At 66.2% G+C, this 19,975-nt stretch carries 20 protein-coding genes; 4 read left to right on the top strand and 16 right to left on the bottom strand.

Going from position 1 to position 19,975, the window contains the following annotated elements; all coding sequences use genetic code 11:
* Positions 1-16: 16 nt before the first annotated feature.
* Entirely contained in the window at positions 17-580 is a 564-nt protein-coding gene (locus ABZ720_RS07020; protein ID WP_366554795.1) for a PAS domain-containing protein, read from the top strand.
* Positions 581-603: 23 nt separating this feature from the next.
* On the opposite strand, the gene ABZ720_RS07015 is transcribed toward ABZ720_RS07020, so the two are convergent.
* The 8 genes from ABZ720_RS07015 to ABZ720_RS06980 all read right to left on the bottom strand — a co-directional run bounded on the left by ABZ720_RS07015 (position 604) and on the right by ABZ720_RS06980 (position 8,633).
* Positions 604-843: a DUF2061 domain-containing protein gene (locus ABZ720_RS07015; RefSeq protein WP_366554794.1), complete on the bottom strand. Its 240-nt coding sequence runs from the start codon at positions 841-843 to the stop codon at positions 604-606.
* 98 nt (positions 844-941) lie between these two features.
* Complete coding sequence (gene phoB / locus ABZ720_RS07010) at positions 942-1,634, bottom strand: phosphate regulon transcriptional regulator PhoB (protein ID WP_366554793.1); 693 nt, start codon at positions 1,632-1,634, stop codon at positions 942-944.
* A 2-nt stretch (positions 1,635-1,636) separates the two neighbouring features.
* Positions 1,637-2,380 carry a phosphate signaling complex protein PhoU gene (phoU, locus tag ABZ720_RS07005; protein WP_366554792.1) on the bottom strand — a complete coding sequence of 248 codons (744 nt, stop codon included), beginning with the start codon at positions 2,378-2,380 and terminating at the stop codon, positions 1,637-1,639.
* Positions 2,381-2,400: 20 nt separating this feature from the next.
* Positions 2,401-3,162 (bottom strand): phosphate ABC transporter ATP-binding protein PstB, encoded by a 762-nt coding sequence (gene pstB / locus ABZ720_RS07000; protein ID WP_366554791.1) that lies wholly within the window; start codon positions 3,160-3,162, stop codon positions 2,401-2,403.
* Between the two features lie 97 nt (positions 3,163-3,259).
* Positions 3,260-4,570, bottom strand: coding sequence for a phosphate ABC transporter permease PstA (pstA, locus tag ABZ720_RS06995; protein ID WP_366554790.1), 1,311 nt, complete (start codon positions 4,568-4,570; stop codon positions 3,260-3,262).
* The gene (gene pstC / locus ABZ720_RS06990) at positions 4,563-5,945 is read right to left on the bottom strand and encodes a phosphate ABC transporter permease subunit PstC (protein WP_366554789.1); all 1,383 of its coding nucleotides are present in this window, start codon (positions 5,943-5,945) and stop codon (positions 4,563-4,565) included. The genes pstA and pstC overlap by 8 nt, the downstream gene beginning before the upstream one ends.
* 84 nt (positions 5,946-6,029) lie before the next feature.
* Positions 6,030-7,073: a substrate-binding domain-containing protein gene (locus ABZ720_RS06985; RefSeq protein ID WP_366554788.1), complete on the bottom strand. Its 1,044-nt coding sequence runs from the start codon at positions 7,071-7,073 to the stop codon at positions 6,030-6,032.
* Between the two features lie 108 nt (positions 7,074-7,181).
* Complete coding sequence (locus tag ABZ720_RS06980; RefSeq protein WP_366554787.1) at positions 7,182-8,633, bottom strand: ATP-binding protein; 1,452 nt, start codon at positions 8,631-8,633, stop codon at positions 7,182-7,184.
* Between the two features lie 230 nt (positions 8,634-8,863).
* Between ABZ720_RS06980 and ABZ720_RS06975 the strand changes: the two genes are divergently transcribed.
* A complete protein-coding gene (locus ABZ720_RS06975) occupies positions 8,864-9,247 on the top strand; it encodes an MliC family protein (RefSeq protein ID WP_366554786.1) in 384 nt (127 codons plus the stop codon).
* A 36-nt stretch (positions 9,248-9,283) separates the two neighbouring features.
* Here the strand turns inward: ABZ720_RS06975 and ABZ720_RS06970 are convergent, their stop codons facing one another.
* The 4 genes from ABZ720_RS06970 to ABZ720_RS06955 form a co-directional block, all read right to left on the bottom strand.
* Positions 9,284-10,294 (bottom strand): serine hydrolase domain-containing protein, encoded by a 1,011-nt coding sequence (locus ABZ720_RS06970; protein WP_366554785.1) that lies wholly within the window; start codon positions 10,292-10,294, stop codon positions 9,284-9,286.
* 30 nt (positions 10,295-10,324) lie between these two features.
* Positions 10,325-11,779 (bottom strand): cytochrome P450, encoded by a 1,455-nt coding sequence (locus tag ABZ720_RS06965; RefSeq protein ID WP_366554784.1) that lies wholly within the window; start codon positions 11,777-11,779, stop codon positions 10,325-10,327.
* 32 nt (positions 11,780-11,811) lie between these two features.
* Positions 11,812-12,246: a Tat pathway signal sequence domain protein gene (locus ABZ720_RS06960; RefSeq protein WP_366554783.1), complete on the bottom strand. Its 435-nt coding sequence runs from the start codon at positions 12,244-12,246 to the stop codon at positions 11,812-11,814.
* 180 nt (positions 12,247-12,426) lie between these two features.
* Positions 12,427-13,203, bottom strand: coding sequence for an ABC transporter ATP-binding protein (locus ABZ720_RS06955; RefSeq protein WP_366554782.1), 777 nt, complete (start codon positions 13,201-13,203; stop codon positions 12,427-12,429).
* 638 nt (positions 13,204-13,841) lie between these two features.
* Here ABZ720_RS06955 and ABZ720_RS06950 point away from each other — a divergent pair.
* Together ABZ720_RS06950 and ABZ720_RS06940 are read left to right on the top strand one after the other, a co-directional pair.
* Complete coding sequence (locus ABZ720_RS06950) at positions 13,842-14,192, top strand: helix-turn-helix domain-containing protein (protein WP_366554781.1); 351 nt, start codon at positions 13,842-13,844, stop codon at positions 14,190-14,192.
* Positions 14,193-14,566: 374 nt separating this feature from the next.
* The gene (locus tag ABZ720_RS06940) at positions 14,567-14,989 is read left to right on the top strand and encodes a DoxX family protein (RefSeq protein WP_366554780.1); all 423 of its coding nucleotides are present in this window, start codon (positions 14,567-14,569) and stop codon (positions 14,987-14,989) included.
* 190 nt (positions 14,990-15,179) lie between these two features.
* Here the strand turns inward: ABZ720_RS06940 and ABZ720_RS06935 are convergent, their stop codons facing one another.
* From ABZ720_RS06935 to ABZ720_RS06920, 4 genes are read right to left on the bottom strand one after another with little or no spacing between them, the layout of a single operon-like run.
* A complete protein-coding gene (locus ABZ720_RS06935) occupies positions 15,180-16,469 on the bottom strand; it encodes an ArgE/DapE family deacylase (protein ID WP_366554779.1) in 1,290 nt (429 codons plus the stop codon).
* The gene (locus tag ABZ720_RS06930) at positions 16,466-18,133 is read right to left on the bottom strand and encodes an ABC transporter ATP-binding protein (protein ID WP_366554778.1); all 1,668 of its coding nucleotides are present in this window, start codon (positions 18,131-18,133) and stop codon (positions 16,466-16,468) included. The genes ABZ720_RS06935 and ABZ720_RS06930 overlap by 4 nt, the downstream gene beginning before the upstream one ends.
* Positions 18,134-18,135: 2 nt before the next feature.
* A complete protein-coding gene (locus tag ABZ720_RS06925) occupies positions 18,136-18,975 on the bottom strand; it encodes an ABC transporter permease (protein ID WP_366554777.1) in 840 nt (279 codons plus the stop codon).
* Positions 18,975-19,949, bottom strand: coding sequence for an ABC transporter permease (locus tag ABZ720_RS06920; protein WP_366554776.1), 975 nt, complete (start codon positions 19,947-19,949; stop codon positions 18,975-18,977). Before ABZ720_RS06920 ends, ABZ720_RS06925 begins: the two co-directional genes overlap by 1 nt.
* Positions 19,950-19,975 lie beyond the last annotated feature (26 nt).

The raw sequence follows: 19,975 nt of genomic DNA, 5'->3' as shown, positions 1-19,975 counted from the left end.
CGACCTTTGGCGCAGAATGGGGCACGCTGAAGGCGTCGTGACCGAGCAGCAAACGCTGCTCAGGCTGCACCGCTACTGGCAATCCCTACGCGAAGATCGGTCCATGCCGGCGCGCGCCGACATCGATCCGGCGGCGGTGCACGATATTCTCAAGGATGTCATGCTGGTGGAGGTGGCCCGCCGCCCCCCGGACAGCCCGCAACCGGACAGCCAGCAGCCCGACCGCCCCCTCTTCCGCTACCGCCTGATCGGCACCGGGGTCGCCCAGGCGGCAGGCTACGATCTCACCGGCGCGACCTTCGACGACCTGCCTGAGCCAGCCTTTCGCAGTCTCTGCCAGCGGCTGTTCGAAGTCGTGCTGGCCGACGGAAAGCCGCGCAGCGCCGCGGGTCGACGCCGCATTGCGGGTGAGGCGTGGGCTTTCGATTCCCTGGTCCTGCCGCTCAGCGATACGGGCCACACGGTCACCGGCTTCCTCGCCGCCCTGGTTTATCCTCGGGACTGGAACCGCGGCCTATGGCCGCGTCCCTCCTGGAACTGGCATCGCGACCCGCCGCGAGAAGACGGCTCGACGGAGTGAGCAGGTCGCACGGCCAGCCGCTGTCAGACCGCCGCCAGACGCTCCGCCTGTGGGGGGCCCGGGCGCGCTGCCTCAGCGCGCCGCTTGTCAAACCGGGTCCAGGCCCGCTCATGCAGGAAATAGGCGAAGGTGTTGGCCAGCGGCTCCAGCAGGGCCACACCAGTGGCGATGGGCAGTGAGCCGGTCAGCAGGTAAACCACGCCGAATGCCACAGCGAAGTGGACGCCGGCATAGGTCAGGGTCTTGACCACATCACGCTGCATGACCGTCTCCATACTTTGTAGTGCGACTGATTTGCAATATAAGGCGCCAGGAGCGGCTTACAAGGTCCAGAGCGCATAATTCCGTAAGGCAGGCCGCTTCAGGCAGTCGGACGATCCAGGGCGTAGCCGGCCGAACGCACCGTGCGGATCAGGTCCGGCAAGCCGCCGTCGTTCAGCGCCTTGCGCAAGCGCCGGATGTGCACATCCACGGTGCGCAGTTCCACATAGACATCGCGCCCCCAGACGGCATCCAGCAGCTGCTCGCGGGAATAGACCCGTCCGGGCTGCTGCAGCAGGTGACGCAGCAGGCGATACTCCGTGGGTCCCAGGTGCAGCGACTTGTTGCCGCGGCTAACTCGGTGCGCCGTCAGGTCCATGGTGATGTCCTCGAAGGACAAGGACTCCGCGGTGGTCGCCGGGGCGCTGCGGCGCAGCACCGCCCGGATGCGGGCCAAAAGCTCGGCCGGGGAAAAGGGCTTGGTGATGTAGTCGTCGGCCCCGCTCTCCAGGCCCCGCACCTTGTCGGTCTCCTCGCCGCGCGCGGTGAGCAGGATGATCGGCGTTTCTCGGGTTTCCGGGTTGCGGCGCAGTTGGCGACAGACCTGCAGACCACTGAGCAGCGGCAGCATCCAGTCGAGCAGAATCAGGTCCGGCTGTTCCTCCTTCGCCACCACCAGCGCCTCCTCGCCGTCGTGGGCTTCGACCAGGCGGTAGCCTTCCTTCTCCAGATTGTAGCGCAGCAGCGTGATCAGCGCCGCTTCGTCCTCGACCAGAAGAATCGTCGCGCTCATCTCTATTTCCCCTCCCCACCGGACCGCGGGCTTTCCGGCTCCACCACCGCGTAGCTGGAGGCGTCGCCCTTGGGCCGGCCGCCTTCAAGCCGATTGCCGGTCACCATGAAATGCACCACCTCGGCAATGTTGGTGGCGTGATCGCCCATGCGCTCGATGTTCTTGGCGATGAACAGCAGATGGGTGGCCGGCGTGATGTTGCGCGGATCCTCCATCATATAGGTCAGGGTGGCGCGGAACAGCCCGGTGTACATCTCGTCGATCTCGCGGTCGCGCTCCCAGACGTCCAGGGCGAGGCGGGCATCGCGCTGCAGGTAGGCATCGAGCACCTGCTTGATGCCGGCCTGGACCAGGCGCGCCATGCGTGCGATCGCGCCCAAGGTCTCCATCTGGCGGCTCTGGGCCAGGGCCGTGGAGCGCTTGGCCACGTTCTTGGCATAGTCGCCGATGCGCTCCAGGTCGGAGGCGATCTTCAGCGCCGCCACGACGCTGCGCAGATCACCGGCCACCGGCTGGCGCAGGGCCAGCATGCGCACGACCGCGGCATCGATCTCCTGCTCGAGCTCATCCAGCGCCCGATCCCCGGCCACGATCCGCTGCGCCCGCTCCGTGTCGCCCTTGACCAGGGCATCGACCGCGGCGGCAAGCTGGCTTTCCGCCAAGCCGCCCATGCGCGCGATCAGGCCGTTGAGCGACTGCAATTCCTCGTCGTAGGCGCGAATGATGTGCTCCGATGAACCCGCCATGCCTTTTCCTCCTGCCCGGCTCAGCCGAAGCGACCGGTAATATAGTCCTGGGTGCGCTGATCGCCTGGATTGGTGAAGATCGTCTCCGTGTCCCCGGTTTCCACCAGATTGCCCAGGTGGAAGAACGCGGTGCGCCGGCTCACGCGTGCCGCCTGCTGCATGTTGTGGGTGACGATGACGATGGTGTAGTTGCGCCGCAGTTCGTCGATCAGCTCCTCGATGTGCGCCGTGGCGATGGGGTCCAGCGCTGAGCAGGGTTCGTCCATCAGGATCACCTCGGGGCTGACGGCAATCGCCCGGGCGATGCACAGCCGCTGCTGCTGGCCGCCGGACAGCCCAGTGCCGGGCGACGCCAGGCGGTCCTTCACCTCCTCCCACAGGCCGGCCCGGCGCAGGCTGTTCTCCACCACCTCGTCCAGTTCCGTGCGGTTGCGGGTCAGGCCATGAATGCGCGGCCCATAGCACACATTGTCGTAAATCGACTTGGGAAAGGGGTTGGGCTTCTGGAACACCATGCCCACCCGGGCCCGGATCTGCACCACGTCCAGGGCCGGATCGTAGATGTCGACCCCGTCCAGGGTCACGCTGCCGCTGACCCGGCAGCCCTCGATGCTGTCGTTCATGCGGTTGAGGCAGCGCAGGAAGGTGGACTTGCCGCAACCCGATGGGCCGATCAGCGCCAGCACCTCATTGCGCCGGACGTCGACATCGATCCCGTGCAGGGCCTCGTTGGCGCCGTAGTGCACCCGCACCTGGCGCGCGCACATCTTGACGTCGGGCATTGGGACCGTCGCGGCCTGGCCGGCAGCATCTGGGGCGGGAGCGTTTGGGGCAGGACTGGCAGTCTGCATCAGGGCGTACTCTTCCTTGAACATGGGTTTACCACCGCCTCTCGAAGCGCCGCCGCAGGAACACGGCCAGCGCGTTCATCACGATCAGAAAGCCGAGCAGCACCATGATGGCCGCCGATGTGCGCTCGACGAAGCCCCGCTGCGGGCTGTCGGCCCACATGTAGACCTGGGTGGGCAGGGCGGTGGACGGGCTGGTCACCGAGTCGCCGACGCTGGTGACGAAGGCGTTCATCCCCACCATGAGCAGCGGCGCCGTCTCTCCCAGCGCCTGGGCCAGTCCGATGATGGCACCGGTCAGGATGCCGGGCATGGCCAGCGGCAGGACGTGGTGGAAGACGGTCTGGATGCGCGAGGCGCCGATGCCCAGCGCCGCCTCGCGGATCGAGGGCGGCACGGCCTTCAGGCTGGCCCGGGTGGCAATGATGATGGTCGGCAGGGTCATCAAGGCCAGCACCATGCCGCCCACCAGCGGCGCCGAGCGCGGCAACCCGAAAACCTGGATGAAGACCGCGAGCCCGAGCAACCCGAAGACGATGGAGGGCACGGCGGCCAGGTTGTTGATGTTGACCTCGATCAGGTCGGTGAGCCGGTTCTTCGGCGCGAACTCCTCCAGGTAGATCGCCGCCCCGATGCCCAGCGGGAAGGATAGCACGAAGGTCACGACCATCAGGTAGAGCGAGCCGGTCAGCGCCCCGGCCAGGCCGGCCAACTCCGGCTCCCGGCTGTCGGCCCGGGTGAAGAGGCCCCAGTTGAAGGGCGCGGAGATGCGGCCCTGCGCCTCCAGTTCGCCGAACCAGGCGATCTGTTCCTCGCTCACCGGCAGGCGTCGGCCCGACTCCAGGTCGAACACACCCTTGTTCAATTGGTCGACGCTGCCGCTGACCAGCAGCGGCAGGCTGAGGTTCGTGCCGATGATGTCCGGGTCGGCCTGGATGCGACTGCGCAGCTCCAGCCCCGCCCCCTGGGACAGCAGGCCCCGCAGGGCGCGGCGCTCGGCAGCCGTCTCGACCGCCGGGAACAGACCGTAAAGCGCTGTTTCGGCCAAACTCTGGTAGTCGGCCCGGGCCAGGTCGCGCGGATCAGCGGTGCCGCGCGGGTCGATCACCTCGGGGTCCAGGTAGACCTCCAGGCTCACATGCGTCTGGACGAAGGCGCGATAGCCCTGGCTGACGATGGTGGTCAGCAGGAAGGCGAGCATCGCCAGGCCGAACAGCACGGCGAAAAGGCCCAGGGCCTTGAAGCGCCGTTCGGCTGCATAGCGCCGCCGCAGGCGCTGCTGCGCCGCCGGCGTGGTGTGCAGCGAGGCGCCGACACCGGTGATCTGCAAGCTGTCAGTCATAGATTTCCCGATAGCGCTTGACGATGCCGAGAGCGATCACGTTGAGGCAGAGGGTCACGCAGAAGAGCAGCAACCCGAGCGCAAAGGCCGAAAGCGTCTTGGCGCTGTCGAACTCCGTATCGCCGGTGAGGTTGGAGACGATCTGGACCGTCACTGTGGTCACGGCCTCGAAGGGGTTCACCGTCAGGTTGGCCGCCAGGCCCGCCGCCATGACCACGATCATGGTCTCGCCGATGGCGCGCGACAGCGCGAGCAGCACCGCACCGACGATCCCTGGCAGGGCCGCCGGCAGCACCACCTGACGCACGGTTTCCGAGCGCGTCGCCCCCAGTCCCGCCGCGCCATCGCGCAGGGACTGCGGCACGGCGTTGATCACATCGTCGGAAAGGGAGGAGACGAAGGGAACGAGCATCAGTCCCATCACCAGGCCCGCGGCCAGCGCACTGTTCGCGGCGACGCTGAGACCCAGGGTTTGCCCGACCTCGCGAACCATGGGAGCGACGGTCAGGATGGCGAAGAAGCCATAGACCACAGTGGGTATGCCCGCCAGGATCTCCAGCACGGGCTTCACCCAGTTTCGCACCCGCGGCGTGGCATATTCCGCCAGATAGACTGCACTCATCAGGCCCACGGGCACGGCCACGGTCATGGCGATCAGGGAGATGAAGAGCGTGCCCCAGACAACCGGCAGGGCACCGAAAGCGCCGGACGAGCCCACCTGATCCTCGCGGATCGCGGTTTGCGGACTCCATTGCAGGCCGAAAAGGAAGTCCAAGGGGCTGTAGCGGGAAAAGAAGCGCAGCGCCTCGAAGATCAGCGACATCACGATGCCCAGCGTCGTCAGGATCGCCAGCGCCGAGCAGAGCGCCATGGCCAGGCGCAGCGTCCGTTCCACGCCGTTGCGGGTGCGCAGCTCCGGCGCCAGGCGGCGCAGCGCCCAGGCCAGCGCCGCCAGCGCACCGGCGATCAGCGCCGATGAAACGATCCAGGCGCTGAAGCTGCGCAGCTCCACCAGGCGCTCGGCTGCGACCGCCACGACCGGTTCGGGAGTGCCGAAGCCGACGCCGGCAGCCTCGTTGCGGATCTGCGCCAGCAGAAGCGCGCGTTCGCTGTTCGTGAGCGTGGCGGTCTGAGCATCGGGCAGTCCGGCCAGCACCAGGGCCTCCACGATGCGATCGCCCGCCACCCCCCAGGCCAGGAGCAACACGAAGGCAGGAATGCCCGCCCATAGCGCCACGTAGAAACCGTGATAGCTCGGCAGGCTGTGCAGGCGTCCATTGCCTCGCGCCGCCAGATCGACGGCACGCGTGCGCCCGACCCAATAGCCGGCGGCCGAGAGCAGCAGCAGAACGGCCAGGGTCAGGGAAAAGGACATGGCAGGGGTCCGGTCATCAAACTGCAACACCAGAAATGGAGAACCGGCGGCACACCGAAGCGCGCCGCCGGAACAAAAACCAGGTTACTCGAAGCGGCTGAAGGTCGCTCCGCCTTCGGCTGCGGCGCGCACCTCTGCGCGGCGCTCTTCCGGCATGGCGATCAGGCCGATATCGGTCATGTAGCCGTCCGGCCCGAAGGCGCGGTCGTCGGTGAGCTCCGCAATGAACTCTTCGAGGCCAGGAATGGCGTTGCGATGGGCATTCTTGGCATAGACAAAGATCGGGCGGGACACCGGGTAGGAGAAGTCGGCGATGGTCTCTTCGCTCGGCTCCACGCCGTCGATGGCCGCCGGCTGGATGGAGTCAGTGTTCTCGGCCAGGAAGCTGTAGCCGAAGATGCCGTAGTTGTCGGGCTCGGAGACCAGGCGCTGCACGATCAGGTTATCGTTCTCGCCGGCTTCGACGAAACGCCCGTCCTCGCGCATGCGCTGGCAGACTTCGGCGTGGCGATCTTCGTCGCTCTCGGCCAGGGCAGCGATGGCCGGGAAGGCGTCGCAACCCTCTTCCATCACCAGCTCGACCCAGGCGTCACGGGTGCCCGAGGTCGGCGGCGGGCCCAGAACGGTGATCTCCAGGTCCGGCAGATCCGCGTCGATGTCGGACCAGCGCTCGTGGGGGTTCGCGACGATCTCGCCGTCGACTTCAACCTCCGCCGCCAGCGCCTGGAAGAGCTGCGCGCGGGTGAGGTCAATGGCCTCGCCGTCGAGGGAAACCGCAAGGGTGATGCCATCGAAGCCGAGCTGGATCTCGGTCACGTCCTCGACGCCATTGGCCTGGCAGTTCTCCCACTCCGAGGGCTTCATGGCGCGCGAGGCACCGGTGATGTCGGGATGCTCGACGCCGACGCCGCCACAGAACAGCCGCATGCCGCCGCCGGTGCCGGTGGATTCGACCACGGGCGCGGGAAACTCGCCGATACGACCGAACTGCTCGGCCGCCAGGCTGGAGAAGGGGAACACGGTGGAGGAGCCCACCACCCGGATCTGATCGCGTGCCTGCGCAAGCGCATCGCCGGCCATCAGTCCCATGGCAGCGACCGCCGCCGTTGCAAGCATGACATTCTTCATCGGACTTTGCCTCCTCTTGGCACTGCCGCGGCAACTCGATCTCCGGACCCAGGTGGGCCTGGTGATGTTGCGCGGATGGCCGAGACCTACCCGCTGACGAAGTCCAGCTTATTGCGTTTGTGTTAAGGTTTTTTGACGTGCGCCGCTTTTGTCTTTCCCGCGCAGTTCCGCCGCCGGTGCCAGCGGCAGATAGACGGTGAAGACCGAACCCTCACCGGCTGCGCTTTCGATCCGTAACAAACCGCGGTGACGATTGACGATGTGTTTGACGATGGCCAGCCCCAGGCCCGTGCCTCCCAGCTTGCGCGAGCGCGCCGTATCGACGCGATAGAACCGCTCGGTCAGACGCGAGAGGTGCTCGCGCGGAATGCCCTCGCCCTGGTCGTGCACGGCGACAGCCAGGCAGGGAGCGCCCAGGCGCCGGGCGAAAGCATCCTCCTCCGGATTGCCGGGGCGGCTCACCACACGCACCGTGCTGCCATCCCGGCCATACTTGATGGCGTTGTCGATCAGGTTCTGGAAGACCTGGGTCAGCTCGTCCTCCTCGCCCAGCACCGCGGGAGAGCCGGCAAGGTCGAAGTCCAGACGCATGCCTCGGTCTTTTGCGCGCAAGGCCAGACCGCGGGCCACGGCATCCAGCGTGCGCGCGAGATCGACCCGGCCGCTCGGCGGGCTGTGCTCGCGCAGCTCGATGCGCGACAGGCTGAGCAGGTCCTCCACCAGGCGGGTCATGCGCTCGGCCTGCTCGTGCATGATCGGCAGGAAACTTTGCAGCGCCGCCGGATCGTCGCGCGCCGGCCCGCGCAGGGTCTCGACGAAACCGAGCAGGCTGGCCAGAGGCGTGCGCAGCTCGTGGCTGGCGTTGGCGACGAAGTCCGCGCGCATCCGCTCGGCCCGGTGGATGGCGGTCAGGTCATGCAAGGCAACCACCGCCGCCGGCCCCTCCACAGCCGGCATCTCCAGGCCGACGACATGGGCACTGAGGTGCTGCTCGACCGGCCCCGGCAGGTCGAAATCGACAGGCTCCGCTCGCTGGCCGGCCAGCGCCTGGTCCACCGCGATCAGCAGGTCCGGCTGCCGCAGCACCGCCACCAGGTCGCGCCCCGCCAGCTCGCTGCCCAACAGCGCCTCGGCCGCCGGATTGCCGCGCAGGATGCGCCGCTTGCCGTCCAGCAGCAGCAGAGGGTCGGGAAGATTGGACAGGATGGCCTCGTTGGCGGCCATCGCGGTTTCCACTGCCTGCTGCTGGCGCTCACGCTCGCGTGCGGTCTCCTTGAGGGCGACATCGAGTCCCGGGGTCAGCAGGGTGGCGCCACCTTCCCAGTGCTGCACCATGCCGATGGCCGCCCCGCCGCCGCGCCGCAGCTTGCCGAGATAGGCCAAGATGGTTCTCAGGTGGTGAAAGTGGCCGATCAACAGCGGCAACTGAATCGCAGCGATCAGCAGCACCGCCAGGATCGCCCAGGTCCAAGCCAGGAATCCGGCCGCCACCAGCCCGGCCAGCACCACCAGAACCGGCGCGCAGAGCGCGAGCAAGGCAAGGGTAACATGACGCGGCATTCCGGCTGATTCCCATCGACGGCAGAAAAACCCCGGCTCGTCCTGTCGGCCGGCGGAGTCTGTGCCTCTACCAGCGAAAGATGACAGGGGGAAGACAGGGGCCGGAAAGGCCGCCTTGCCGCACGGCTGCCGCCCGCCCATGATTGCACAACCAAAGGAAAAATAGGGAGGCAACCATGACGCTTTTCTTACACACAGCCGCAAGGCGACCTGCGCGAACTGCAAGAAGTGTGACCGCCAGAACGGTGATGGCGGCCGGACTGGGCCTGCTGCTGGCCGGCTGCGCCGGTGACGGCATGCGCGACCGCGATGCCCCGAAGCCGGGAAAGATCACCATCGCGGTGCCGGGCGCGGCCAGCGTCGATTCCCAGAAGCTGCGCTACGACTGCGAGGGCGAAGCGGTGGAGGCCGAGTACATCAACGCCGGCGATGTCTCGCTGGTCGCCCTGGCGCTGGACGAGAGCTTCGTTGTGGCCTCCAACGTCCTTTCCGGCTCGGGCGCCCGCTACGCCGGCGGCCCCTACATCTGGTGGGTGAAGGGCGATGAGGCCTCGCTGCAGAACCTCATGCGCGATTCCGAGAACGAATCGACCCTCTGCCGAGTGCAGTCCTAATACGTATTCACGATCTATATGTTCAGTCTCGGCGCGTCAGCCGTGGTGCGCCAGGTCGAGAACAGGCCCATCGAGCAGGCTTACGAGATCACCGAAATACCCCTCGGAATATGCGGGGCGGGTGGGGTCCGAGGTGATTGCGACGGCGAGACCGGCTTCGGGATGGGCTGCGATGACCTGACCGCCGAAGCCGCGTGCCAAGATATAGCCGGTTTCGGTGATGAACCAACCATATCCATACTCCATGCCGGAATAGGGTGAGCGTGCCCGTGGAACAACAGAGGCGTCGATCCAGTCGGTTGGAATGATCTGATCTCCTTCGTAGCTGCCCCCATCGCGCATCATGAGCGCAATCGCGAGCATGGCGCGCGGAGTCAGCGCCATCTCGTTACCGCCCAGATAGAAACCTTGCGGATCGCGCGACCAGGGCGGGACCTCAAATCCCATCGGGCGGCCCAACCGGTCGCGCGCAAGATCAAGAAGTGTCTCGCCCGAAGCTTGGGTCAGTGCGGCGCCCAAAACATGCGTCGAGCCGGTCGAATAGATCATACGGGTGCCCGGCTCCGCGACCATGGGCCGGGTCAGAACATCCGATACCCAGTTCGAAGATGCTATCCACCTGCCGTAATTTCCGCCAGAGGTCGATTCCAGGCCTGCTGTGAGCGAAACCAGATGTTCCAGCGTAATCCCCGGGACGCCGACGGTGGCATCGTGCGGCACGAGATCGGGCGCGACATCGACAAGGCGCGCTTCAACCGAAGCAATCTCGTTTCGCGCGATGCAGGTGCCGAGAATCAAGGCAACGATGCTTTTGGAGCACGACTTGATGTTTGCGACCCTGTCCAGCCCGGGTCCGCGCGGGGCTTGAGCCAAGAGAACCTCGTCGCCGCGCTGAATCTGGATTGAGTGCAACTGACCTAGCGGTGCAATAGCGTCCTCGACCCCGCCGCCGGTTTGGCCCCGCGCCGGCATGATGAACGGCGACATGGTGATTGGTGCGGCGAGACCGGCGACGAGGAAGCCGTTGAAGATACGACGGGTGATCATTCGGCTTACCCGACCTCCCTAAGGCCGTCCTCACGGGCTGCGGCGGTGCTCCAGAACCATCTCCAGCCCGCCCTTGGGCCGCAGCGTCAGGCGGCAGACCGGCTTTACCTCTGCGCCGGGCTTGAGCCGGAAGCGGAAACGGCGATAGAGGCTGGCCAGCAGCAGGGTCGCCTCGGCCATGGCGAAGGAAGCGCCGAGACAGGTGCGCGGCCCCGCGCCGAAGGGCAGGAAGGAGAAGGGCGTGCGTCGCTCCCCGTCTTCCAGGAAGCGCTCCGGCCAGAAGGCGTGGGGATCGCTCCAGTAGCCCTCGTGTCTATGAAGCAGCCAGGTAGGCACCAACATCAGCGACTGCGCCGGGATCTTCCGCCGGCGGATATGGTCTTCCTGCTTGGCCTCGCGCGGCAGCAGCGCCACCGGCGGATAGAGCCGCAGCGTTTCCTGTACCACCGCCGCCGTGTAGCGCAGGCGTGGCAGGTCGTCGTAGCTCGGCGCCCGGGCCGAGCCCGGCAGCCCCAGGGTCTCGTCCAGCTCCGCGGTCAGGCGCGCCTCGACCTCCGGTGCCTGTGACAGGAGATAGAAGGTCCAGGACAGCGCCGAGGCGGAGGTCTCGTGCCCGGCCAGCAGCATGACCGCCGCTTCTTCGCGCTTCTGCTCGTGGGTCAGCGGCGCATCGCGCTGCGGATCGCGCCCCTCTTCCAGCAGATCGACGAAATCGCTGCGCTCGACCGAACGGCGCGCCCGCTCCTCCAGCAGGCCGTCCAGCAGGCGGTGAATGCGCTTGGCCGCGCTACGGGAGCGAAAGGCCGGCGGGCGCATCGCGGCCGGCAGGCGCAGCAGGAAGCCGACGTCGAAGGGCGCTGCGTACTCCTGGTAGTCGGCAAAGGCCTTGCCCAGATCGAAGGCACGGTCGAGCCCCAGCGGCACGGAAAAGAGCGCGCGGCAGACCACCTCAGCGGTGGCCGCGGTCATGGCATCGGAGATGCTGACCGGCGTACCCTCCGGCAGGCCCTTCCAGCGCTCCACCAGCGCCTCGGCCACCGGGGGCACCTCTTCCATCATCCGCCCCACCTGCACTGAGGTGAAGGCGGGCTTGGCGAGTTCGCGGCGCCAGCGCCAGTTGGCGCCATTGGTGATGAACATGCCGTCCCCCACCAATTCGCGCAGCGCCCGCTCCATCAGGTCACTCTTGGGATAGTTCTCCGCATTGGTAACCAGGACATGGCGGACCGCGTCGGGCGAAAGCGCCACGAAGACCCAGCGTCGCAGCACGGAAAGACCGCGGAACTTCCCGCTATAACCCCACTGCGGCCAGATGGAGATGAGGTCGAGTTCCCCCCGCGCCAGGCGATGGGCCTCGGCGAGATAGCCGCTGAGTTCGCGCGGTTCGACCAGCGGCGCCGGGCGCGGCGGCTCGAAGCGCGCATGCAACGGCGGCGCCGCTCCGCCGGACTCCGGAACCGCGGATAAGGGACAGGCCTCAGCCAATGGGGTTGTTGCTCCCCGGCACGCCGGCCGTTTTACTGGAAGAACTCGATGTCACTGCGCGAGCGCAACTCGACCAGATCGACACAATCCTCCCGGGCGCCGCTCTCATCGGCGCAGGGTGCGATGTCGTTCAGCAGCACCCGATCGATCGTGTCGCACTGCAGGTCCGAAAGGTCGAAGAGCTTCACCACCGAGCGGTCGGCCCGCAGTGGCGCCGCCTCCACCGCGATGCGCCGCGCGATCACGCCCTCGCCGTCGAAGAAGACGAGATCAAGACGGAACTCGTCGAAGCGGCTGTCATGGCCGTTCTCGAAGAGCAGGTAGGCCCGGCAGGCGTTATCGATCTGCTCAACCTTGTTGAGTTCGACGGTGACCGGTGCGCTTTCCTGCGCCGCGGCCGACAGTCCGGCAAAGGCGATGGCGGCGGCGCCGAAAAGGCCGGCGGCAAACGAGAATCGACGGCTCATGGTTTTTCCTTAAACCTCCCCCAGAATGAAATCGGTTCGCAGTCTAGAGCGGATTGCGCGCAATTGGAATCGCCATGCGATCCAAATAAACGCCCAAATCCGGACGGGGTACCCGCACACAGAATTTAAGACACCGATCCATGCCCGCCGCAGGATATGGCAAGGGATACCCGCTCTGCATCATGCCCGCACGGCCATGCGGATCGGTCCCTCGCTGCGCCCTTCCAGGAGCTGGCGCAGTCGCGGCTCCTCGGCCCGGCGCGCTTCGTCGGTGCTGCCCTCCCAGATGATACGGCCGTCATGCAGCATCATCAGGCGGTCATAGAACTCCAGTGCGGCGCGCATGTCCGTGGTAATGGCGAAGACCGTCGCACCGCTCTCCTGCACCGCTGCGCGGATCAGGCGGTTGGTGTGGCGTGTCATGATCGGATCGAGACCATCGGTCGGGGCATCGAGCAGGAGCATATCCGGCCGGCTGACGAAGGCTCGGGCCAGGGCGATGCGTTTCTGCATGCCGCCGGAAATCTCGGCTGGATAGCGGTCGGCCACTTCGGGGCGCAGTCCGAAACGGCCGATCTGCTCGATGGCCTGCGCCCGCGCTGCCGCAGGGTCCCGGTCCCGACGCTGCAGCAAGCGAAAGGCCACGTTCTCCCAGCAGGTCATGCTGTCGAACAGCGCGTTCTGCTGAAAGGCGACGCCGATGCGATCAGCCTGCTCGCGACGCTGCGCGGCGTTCAGGCCTGCCTGCGCGCGGCCTTCGATTTCAATGCTGCCGGCATCGATAGGCAGGAGGCCGAGCATGCACTTGAGCAGCACGGTCTTGCCCGAGGAGGAGGGCCCGATCAGCACCGTGGCGGCACCGCGTCGGACAGTGAGCTCCACATCACGCAACACCTGCTTCTCGCCGAAGCTCTTGGCGAGGCCGGTAACATGGAAAGGATGGGGCGCAGCGGTCATGACAGCGTGGAGAGTGACGGGCCGAAGCGGGTCTGACAAGACCGGCTGAAAAGTGACAAATTCGCGGCACGGCGGTTCAGCATCTTGTCCTCGGCAACCGGATAAATCATCTTGCAATGGTAGCTAGGAGTGCGATGTCCACCAATGGAGGGTCGCACCCCCCAATATACGTGTTGTTTGGTCCGGGCATTCGCCCGAGGGTATTGAAAGCGATGTGGTTGCCCTACAGATGAGAACAGCGGAACGCCGGTTCCCTTTCCAGGGGACAGCATTTTGAGACCGAACGACAGACGGTTGAACTGCCGGGTTGCCGAGGCTTGCGGTGCCGACGCCCTTCGGCCCGCGTCTGCACAGCAGCGGCGGCCTGAACCCAACATGAGGCCCTTTGGACAGGAGGGGGTCACCGACCTGCAACCATCAACCATCCGTCTTTCTCGGATCACAATGGAGCCGTAAGGCCCGCTGTTCGTTGTGGTTGTGCAACGAGTGCTCTTCCGCCTCGGAACTCAGACCGCGCGCCAGGTGTCAGGGTACGCGCCTGCCCGTTTCAAGAGAGGCGACAGTACAGGAACAGGTTTCACCGGGGTCCCACGCCGATCTTCGAAACTTCATCCCCCAGCGAAGGGAAAGGTAACCAGATGTATCACAAGACCGACATACACATCGGGCGTCGCCTCAGGGAGCGCCGCGTCTCTCTGGGCATGAGCCAGAGCGAACTGGCCGACAAGCTGGGCGTCAGCTTTCAGCAGGTGCAGAAGTACGAAAGCGGCGCCAACCGCATCAGCGGCAGCCGCCTTTGGGACATCTGCAACGTGCTCGACGTGCCGGTGGGCTATTTCTTCGAGGGCCTGGAAGGCGCGGCCACCGAGGAAGCCAAGCCGCTGGACCGTCAATCACTGGAACTGGCGCGGGCAGTGGGCTCGATCGAGGACGAGAACCTGCGCTCCCAGATCGTGCGCCTGGTGAAGGCCTTCGCCAAGGCGAGCTGATCGGCACAGCGATGCGCTCCTCTCACGACAGCTTTCCAGCCAGAGAGGAGCGCAACAGGCACCGATGCTCTGTCGTATTCCGGACGCCTTAGTGCTGTGGTGGCTTGATCGGTTGTCGAGAATGATGACGCCCCCGCGGTTCAGGGTCGGCGCCAACTGGGTTTCAACGTAGCGCTCTAAGCGCAGGCGGTTCATCGGGCCGTCGAGCACCCAGGGGCAGCGAGGCGGTCGTGACGCAGCGCCGCGATCAAGGTCTGGGTGTTCCAGTGGCCGAAGGGCGCGTGGTCGACAACGACAACAGGGGGCGCTGTCAGGGCCTCGTCCTGCAGGCGCCACCCAGCGTATCGTAGCCTGGATCGATAGGAGAGCGACCCATGAACGAACATCGCTTGACGGCCTTTGCGCCGCGGATGCTCAGTGTCCTGCGGATCATGTCCGGCCTGCTGTTCCTGGCGCACGGGACGCAGAAGTTCCTCTTTTTCCCTGGGGGCGAGAGCGCCGGATTCGGGTGGACCTTTTCGCATCCGGCCGCTTACGCAGGTCTCGTCGAACTCGTGGCCGGCGCGCTGGTCGCGGTTGGGCTGTTCACTCGTCCTGCTGCGTTCCTTGCCTCGGGCACCATGGCCTTCGCCTATTTCATGGGCCACGCCTCCCAGAGCTTCTGGCCGGTCAACAACGGCGGCGACGCAGCGATCCTCTATTGCTTCCTGTTCCTCTACTTCGTATTCGCGGGACCGGGACCGATCAGCGTCGATGCCTATAGAGTCAGGCGTGCGGGTAAGTTACGCGGAACCTGACCCGCGGCATCGCTTGCGAGATGAAGCCCCCGGATCGCGCTCAATCTGAACCACAAGGTTTCAGATTGAGCGCGTGAATCCGGTCTATTTTTTAAGGTAATGGGGCAGGTTCGTATCCGGCTTTCTTGAAATCACCACGTCGTTGACTAACCTCACCGAGACTCAGATCACGGACAGCCTGTTCCAAGCCTTAGCCTTTGATCGGCTCCAGGCCACACCAGTTGGCGGTGAAGAGCGCCAGCGTGCGGGTCACTTGCTTCAGGGACGCGAGACTCACCCGCTCGTCGAAGCCGTGGATGTTGTCGGACTTCGGCCCATAGACCAGGCAGGGTGTGTCGCCGTAGAGCACGAAGACACGGGCATCGAGATAGCCCGGGGTCACCAGCTCTTCCAGCTGGCGCGAGAAGACCTGCTGATGCGCGGCAGCCAGCTGGGCCTCTGCATCACTGCCCGGCTCCAGCACATAGCCTTCGGCGAAGAAGCCGTTCCACTCCACCTCCGGCGGATTGTTGCCCAGATAGGGGTCGTTGCGCGCGGTCTCGCGCACGCAGGCCTCGATCTCCGCCGCGGCATCCTTGGCCGCCACGCCGGGGTAGAGTGCGATGCGGCAGTCGAAGGAGCACCAGGCCGGCACCGATGAGGCCCAGTCCCCGCCCTCGATCTTGCCGAAGTTCAGATTAATCGGGTGATCCAGATCCTCGAACCAGGGATGGTCGCCCTTGCGTTCGTTCCAGCGCGCTTCAAGTTCGCGCAGGGCCTGCATCACCTTGAAGGAGGCCTCGATGGCGTTGGCGCCGCTGCCGGCCTCGCGCACATGCACCGGATGGCCCCGGACGTGGACCCGAAACCACAGCACGCCGGTATTCGCCCGCACCAGCATCTCGTCCTCGGGCTCGGGAATCACCGCGGCATCGGCCTTGTAGCCGCGCACCAGGCAGGAAAGCGCGCCGTTGCCGGTGCACTCCTCCTCCACCACCGACTGCAGATGCACGGTCGCCGCCGGCTGGTAGCCCAGGCGGCGGAAGGCATCCATCACCGCCAGGTTCGCAGCGAGACCCGCCTTCATGTCGCCGCCGCCGCGGCCGTAGAGCCAGTCGCCCTCGATGCGCGGCTCGAACGGCGGGCTGCTCCACATGTCGAGCGGCCCCACCGGCACCACGTCCATGTGGCCGTTGAGGATCAGGGAGCGGCCCGTCTCCTCCCGCGGACGATGGGTGCCGACGACGTTGATGGCGTTGGAATAGTCCACCTTGACCGGTGAGAAGCCCGGATGGTGCTCAATGTCTTCCACCCGCACCTGCCAGCGGTCCATGGTGTAGCCGCGGCGCTTCAGGTGATCGAACCAGAAGTCCTGGGCGGTGTGCTCCTGACCGCGCAGGGAGGGATGGCGAACCAGCTCGCAGAGGAAATCGACCTCCTCGTCGAACCCCTGGTCGACCGCGTCGATGATGTCCTGCTGGAGCTTTGGATCGAGACTCATGCAATGGCTTCCTGTTGTTGCTGCACCGCCAGGCGGGCGGATTCGGGAATCTGCCACTCCTTGCCCGGCACCGCAGCCAGCAGGGAGCGGGTGTAGTCGTGCTGCGGCTCGGCGAAAACCTGCCGCGTCTCACCATACTCCACAATACGGCCGCGCTGCATCACCGCAACCCGGTCGCATATCTGGGCTGCCACCCGCAGGTCATGAGTGATGAAGAGCATTGCCAGCTTGAGGCGCTGCTTGATCTCCTCCAGCAGGTCGAGCACCTGCGCCTGCACCGAGACGTCGAGCGCCGAAACCGGCTCATCGGCCACCAGCAGCTCCGGATCCAGGGCCAGGGCCCGGGCTATGCCGATGCGCTGGCGCTGCCCGCCGGAGAATTCGTGCGGATAGCGCTCGGCGGCCGAGGGATCGAGATGCACCAGGGCCAGCAGCTCCCGGGCGCGGGCCATGGCCTCGTCGCGCGAGGCACCATGGGCCATCGGCCCCTCGGCGATGATGCGGCCCACCTTGCGCCGCGGGTTCAGCGAGGCATAGGGGTCCTGGAAGACCATCTGCACATGCCGTCGATAAGGGGCGAGCGCCCGGCCGCGCAGAGCGTTGAGGTCGACCTCCTCGCGGAAGCGGATCGCACCGCCATCCGCATCCAGCAGACGCACGATGCAGCGCCCGACCGTGGACTTGCCCGAGCCGCTTTCGCCCACCAGCCCGATGGTCTCGCCGCGCCGGATCTGGAAGCTGACGTCCTGGGCGGCCGCCACCTCCCGGCCCTTGGTGAAAATGCCGCGGGCAACCACGAAGGTCTTGCGCAGGCCTTCCACACGCAGGATCGGCTCACCCTCCACCCGAGGCCGCGCCGCCGGCGGTTCGAAGGCCGGCACGGAGCCCACCAGGCGCCGCGTGTAGGCATGCTGCGGATCGTCCAGCACCTGGCGGGCCGGGCCGGATTCCACCACCTTGCCCAGCTGCATCACAGCCACGCGGTCGGCAATCTCCGCCACCACCCCGAAATCGTGGGTGATGAACATCACGCCCATGTCCCGCTGCGCCTGGATCTGCTTGATCAGGGCCAGGATCTGCGCCTGGGTGGTGACGTCCAGTGCCGTGGTCGGCTCATCGGCGATCAGGATGGCCGGCTCCAGCGCCAGGGCCATGGCGATCATCACGCGCTGGCGCTGCCCGCCGGAGAGGCGGAAGGGATAGGACTCGCCAAGCGTTTCCGGCTCGGGCAGGCCGACACTGTCCAGCAGTTCCGCCACCTTGGCCTTGCGCGCCTTCCTGCCCAGGGCGCCGTGGGTGTTGAAGACCTCGGCGATCTGGTCTCCGATGCGCATCACAGGGTTCAGCGCGGTCATCGGCTCCTGGAAGATCATGCCGATGCGGCTGCCGCGCAGGGCGCGCAGCGCCGATTCCGGCAACTGCAGCAGGTCGCGACCCTCGAACATGATCCGGCCGGCCACCGGTTCCACATAGGGGCGCGGCAGGAGCCCCATGATGGTGTTGGCGGTGATCGACTTGCCGGAGCCGGACTCGCCGACGACGCAGAGGATCTCCCCGCGCTGAAGCTCGAGGGAGATGTCCTCCACCGCGTGCTGCCGGTCGGCGCCGGCCGGCAGGCGCACCGTCAGGCCGTCGACCCGGAGCAGGGGCTCTTGCGTGCTCATGGTCACCTCCCCTTGCGCGCCAGACGCGGGTTGAGCGCATCGTTCAAGCCCTCGCCCACGAGGTTGAGGGCCAGCACGGTCAGCAGGATGGCGATGCCCGGGAAGAAGCTCATCCACCAGGCCTGACGCAGCACGGTGCGCGCCGCACCGATCATGTAGCCCCAGGACATGTGGTTGGGATCGCCCAGGCCCAGGAAGGAAAGCGAGGATTCCAGCAGGATCGCAGTGGCCACCATGAGCGAGGCCATGACGATCACCGGGGAAAGCGTGTTCGGCAGGATCTGGGTCAGGATGATCCGTGCATTCGACTGGCCGATCACCACGGAGGCCTGGACGAACTCCCGGCTGCGCAGCGAGAGGAACTCGCCGCGCACCAGGCGCGCCACCGGCGGCCAGGACACGATGGCGATCGCCAGGACGATGGAGGTGATCGAGGGCTGGAAGATCGCCACCAGCACGATGGCCAGGGCGAAGTTTGGGATGGTCTGGAAGAATTCGGTGAAGCGCATCAGCGCATCGTCCAGCAGGCCGCCATAATAGCCGGCCAATGCACCCAGCGTGACCCCGATGGACAGCGCCACCAGGGTCGAGACGACCCCCACCAGCAGCGAGATACGCGCGCCATGGGCAAGCCCGGCGCCGATGTCGCGGCCGAGCGTGTCGGTCCCGAACCAGAAGCCGTCCATCTCCATGGGCGGCAGAAAGGGCCGCTGCACCATCCGCCAGGGACTGTCGGGGTAGAGCAGCGGCGCGAGGGCCGCCAGGAGCACCACCGCAATCAGGATGCCCAAACCGATGACGGCGCCCTTATTGCGGGAGAAGCGTTTCCAGAAATCCCGCATCACGACACCTCGATTCGCGGGTCGACGAAGGTGTAGACGAGGTCGGTGATCAGGTTGAAGAGCACCACCATCGCCGAGGAGACGAAGAAGATGCCCAGCAGCAGGTTATAGTCGCGCTGCAGCAGGGCATCGAACATCAGCCGCCCGATGCCGGGCCAGGCGAAGACCGTTTCCGTAAGCACCGCGCCGCCGATCATCTGCCCCGCCTGGATGCCGGCCAGAGTGATGACGGGCAGGAGCGCGTTGCGCAAAACATGCACGCGGGTGATCCGCCCCGGAGCCACGCCCTTGGCCTTGGCCGTCTTGACGTAGTCCATCTCCATCACCTCGAGCATCGAGGCACGGGTCATGCGGGCATAGACGGCGGTGTAGAAGAGGCCGAGTGTCAGCGCCGGCAGCACCAGGTGCGCCAGTATGTCACCAATATAGGCCAGCCCCGTATAGCCGGCGCCCACGCTCACCATGCCGAAACCCGGCAGCCAGCCGAGATAGACCGAGAAGAGCAGGATCGCCATGAGTGCGATCCAGAAGAGCGGCGTGGCATAGAAGATCAGCGCGACCGTGGTTATCAGCGAGTCAGTCCACTTGCCGACCCGTGCCGCGGCCAGGGCGCCCATGAGCACGCCGAACATGAGCGAGATACAAAAGGCCGTGCCGGTCAGTAGCAGCGTCGCCGGCAGGCGCTGGCCGATCAGGGAGGCCACCGATTGATCCTGCCGGTAGGACCAGCCCATATCCAGGGTGACGATGCCCTTGACGTAGATGAAGAGCTGCTCGTGCAGGGGCCGGTTGAGACCGAAACGCTCCTGCAGCTGCTCGATGAACATCTCGTCGGAGGCGCCGGCCTCCCCGGCCATGACCTGGGCCGGGTCGCCGGGCGCTGCCCGGATCAGGAAAAAGTTCAGGATGACGATGGCCAGAAGGACGAAGAGCCCTTTGACCAGCCGCCGGCTGATGTAGGAAAGCCTGCCCATTGTTCCCCTGGCGCCCAGCGGTCACA

This window comes from Aquibaculum sediminis (genome assembly GCF_040712085.1).
GTDB lineage: Bacteria > Pseudomonadota > Alphaproteobacteria > Kiloniellales > DSM-21159 > Aquibaculum > Aquibaculum sediminis.
This window is presented reverse-complemented; position numbering and strand designations above follow the sequence as displayed.

Coding starts and splice junctions, on each gene's coding strand:
- ABZ720_RS06935 (WP_366554779.1), bottom strand. CDS start 16,469: ATGAGTCTCGATCCAAAGCTCCAGCAGGACATCATCGACGCGGTCGAC.
- ABZ720_RS06960 (WP_366554783.1), bottom strand. CDS start 12,246: ATGAGCCGTCGATTCTCGTTTGCCGCCGGCCTTTTCGGCGCCGCCGCC.
- ABZ720_RS06980 (WP_366554787.1), bottom strand. CDS start 8,633: ATGCCGCGTCATGTTACCCTTGCCTTGCTCGCGCTCTGCGCGCCGGTT.
- ABZ720_RS06985 (WP_366554788.1), bottom strand. CDS start 7,073: ATGAAGAATGTCATGCTTGCAACGGCGGCGGTCGCTGCCATGGGACTG.
- phoB (WP_366554793.1), bottom strand. CDS start 1,634: ATGAGCGCGACGATTCTTCTGGTCGAGGACGAAGCGGCGCTGATCACG.
- ABZ720_RS06925 (WP_366554777.1), bottom strand. CDS start 18,975: ATGCGGGATTTCTGGAAACGCTTCTCCCGCAATAAGGGCGCCGTCATC.
- ABZ720_RS06920 (WP_366554776.1), bottom strand. CDS start 19,949: ATGGGCAGGCTTTCCTACATCAGCCGGCGGCTGGTCAAAGGGCTCTTC.
- ABZ720_RS06940 (WP_366554780.1), top strand. CDS start 14,567: ATGAACGAACATCGCTTGACGGCCTTTGCGCCGCGGATGCTCAGTGTC.
- ABZ720_RS07015 (WP_366554794.1), bottom strand. CDS start 843: ATGCAGCGTGATGTGGTCAAGACCCTGACCTATGCCGGCGTCCACTTC.
- ABZ720_RS06930 (WP_366554778.1), bottom strand. CDS start 18,133: ATGAGCACGCAAGAGCCCCTGCTCCGGGTCGACGGCCTGACGGTGCGC.
- pstB (WP_366554791.1), bottom strand. CDS start 3,162: ATGCCCGACGTCAAGATGTGCGCGCGCCAGGTGCGGGTGCACTACGGC.
- ABZ720_RS06970 (WP_366554785.1), bottom strand. CDS start 10,294: ATGATCACCCGTCGTATCTTCAACGGCTTCCTCGTCGCCGGTCTCGCC.
- ABZ720_RS06955 (WP_366554782.1), bottom strand. CDS start 13,203: ATGACCGCTGCGCCCCATCCTTTCCATGTTACCGGCCTCGCCAAGAGC.
- ABZ720_RS07020 (WP_366554795.1), top strand. CDS start 17: ATGGGGCACGCTGAAGGCGTCGTGACCGAGCAGCAAACGCTGCTCAGG.
- phoU (WP_366554792.1), bottom strand. CDS start 2,380: ATGGCGGGTTCATCGGAGCACATCATTCGCGCCTACGACGAGGAATTG.
- pstA (WP_366554790.1), bottom strand. CDS start 4,570: ATGACTGACAGCTTGCAGATCACCGGTGTCGGCGCCTCGCTGCACACC.
- ABZ720_RS06950 (WP_366554781.1), top strand. CDS start 13,842: ATGTATCACAAGACCGACATACACATCGGGCGTCGCCTCAGGGAGCGC.
- pstC (WP_366554789.1), bottom strand. CDS start 5,945: ATGTCCTTTTCCCTGACCCTGGCCGTTCTGCTGCTGCTCTCGGCCGCC.